3 pseudogenes are annotated in these 2,380 nt (G+C 30.3%); all 3 read left to right on the forward strand.

Annotated elements, in window-relative coordinates:
* Positions 1–191 precede the first annotated feature (191 nt).
* The 3 pseudogenes from M663_RS14465 (at position 192) to M663_RS15825 (ending at position 2,315) form a co-directional block, all read left to right on the forward strand.
* A pseudogene (locus M663_RS14465) lies at positions 192–1,378 on the forward strand (transposase).
* Between the two features lie 230 nt (positions 1,379–1,608).
* Positions 1,609–1,827: pseudogene (locus M663_RS0102460) on the forward strand (histidine ammonia-lyase); the annotation flags it as partial.
* 10 nt (positions 1,828–1,837) lie between these two features.
* Positions 1,838–2,315 (forward strand): annotated as a pseudogene (locus M663_RS15825) (HDIG domain-containing metalloprotein).
* The last annotated feature ends 65 nt before the right edge of the window (positions 2,316–2,380 follow it).

Consider the following 2,380-nt stretch of genomic DNA (forward strand, 5'->3'; position numbering starts at 1 on the left):
TCGCTTAATTTGGCCATCAAATGGCTCTATTTGGGTATTTCATAAATTCACTTGCCGAATCCAAGTTTATAACTATAGATGAGAAAATGTGATTACAATAAATTCCACATAATAAAATTATAGAGACAAATGCTCACTTCTATGATATAACTTTAATTACCACAAAAAAATCAATAACAGGAGTGAAGCATATGTCTCATGATAATAGAATAACAGAAAACTCAGCAATTTACCAGTACCTTTTTAAATTAAATTTTATGCTATACTTCACCAAACCTGTTATTCGCCATATTGTGGAATTTATTATAGCTGCTGTTCAAAAAGGTTACAGTGGCACTGTTACTGATATTGTTAATTTAAGCTTTGCACATTGTCATAGAACTACCTTTGGCAAATTTTTAAGCCAAGGTGTTTGGAATATAGAATATGCATAGAGAGCTATAAGGCGAGAAGTTATTCGTATTATTTATCAACTTTCTCAAACCCATAAAAGTCCTTTGTTTGTGATATTTGATGATACTATTGCTGAAAAGACTAAGCCTTCGTTATAGGCTAAACATCCTATTCAAGCAACAGGATTTCATCAATCGCGTTTAAAAGGAAAACAGGTTTGGGGCCATCAATTTCTTGCTATGATGATATCTTGTGGCAGAATAGTATTGCCATACTACATTGAGCGCTATACAAAAGGTGGTAAAAGCAAAATCGATAGAGTATGCGAAATGGTATCAACACTCCCGATACCTAAAGGGTCAGCATATGGTCTTTGTGATTCCTGGTTTACAAATGAAAAAGTAATTAATGCACACTTTAAGCAAGGCTATTATCTTATTGGTGCGCTTAAAATCAACCGCATTATATATCCCAAAGGGATTCGCATCCAGATAAAAGACTTATTGATAAGAACGAAGTTCACCTCGTTACAGTGAAAGGTTCTAATTACTGGGTATATCGTTATGAAGGTGCTTTAAATGGTATAGATAATGCTGTAGTTCTAATATGCTGGCCTGAAAAAGCTTTTAAAAATCAAAAAGCTCTACATGCATTTTTATGCACTGATACTGAACTAAATACTGAGACTATTCTAAATTACTACGGTCAGAGGTGGCCCATAGAGATTTTTTTCAGGCAGACAAAGAACAACCTTGGCTTAAATACATATCGAGTACGCTCTACAAAATCAATAGATAGGTTATTATGTCTTATATCATTGACATACCTGTATTGTACAGTTTCAAGTGATAAATATTGTCAATTTGGTTGTGGAATAGTTATAGTTCGTAAAGATGTACAAAAGCAGCGTATTCAATGGATCTATGATCAAGCTAAAAATAATATACCTATCGATGAGATTTTTGAGCAACTAAAATTGGCTTAGATAAAGTGTATCTATTTAATGGTAATATTTGTTATTAAATTTTCTCATCTATAGTTTATAATTTAATTTTAAGAGTTTTGAGTATGGGGTTAAAAAATGATAGAAAAATTTTACAATTTAATAATAAAACGCGAGAGAAAAAACTCTCGTGTTTTTTGTTTTATTGCGATAAAGAATTAACGTAAAAAGGAGTAACTCCTGTAATATCTGAAAAAGGTTTTTTAGGGTTTATAGCAATAGAACTTATGGCAGCTTTACAGGCAATGGAGTTCAAGAAAGGTTTTAAAAAAGGAAAAGGAACACAAGTAATATATGATTTAGTAAGAAAATATGTTAAGCCATTGGAAGAAGATAGGGAACTTTATATTGACATAAATGCCTGTTTTGATACTATAAAGTCAGATAAAGTATTAGAGGCTCTTGAAAAAGAAGAAATAATATTAGAATAAAGGTGATTTTATGAATAGGATAAAACAATATTTTAAAGCGAAAAAGGCCAAAATTTATAAGGAAGATTATAAATTTTTAATGGGTTTTTTAAATGAAAAAGAGTTAGAATACTTTAATAAATTGCCTGTGTATGAAAAAAGGCATTCTTTAGATGTGTGTTATTATCTTATTGATAAATATAGGGTAGAGGAATATGACCTTTTAAAAGCGGCTCTTTTTCATGATATTGGAAAGATAAAAACAAAAATTACTCCTACAAAAAAAGCCATAGCAGTGATTTTGAATAAAATTCCTTTTTTTGAGTAATTTTATCAAAAGGTATGTATATTTTTTAAAAGTGTATTATAATCATGCAGAATATGGTGCACAAATTTGTAAAGAAATTGGATTAAATGAGAGAATAGTCGATATTGTAAGGCATCACCATGACAAAAATTCTATAGACGAAGATGTTATAAAACTTCAGGAAGCAGATAAAGAAAATTAAAGATAGAGGATTTTTTCTCTATCTTTCAGTTTGTTGACAAAGCAAAATTTTAGCCCCTGTTTTCT

The organism is Thermoanaerobacter sp. A7A (assembly GCF_000445185.1).
Taxonomy (GTDB): Bacteria; Bacillota; Thermoanaerobacteria; order Thermoanaerobacterales; family Thermoanaerobacteraceae; genus Thermoanaerobacter.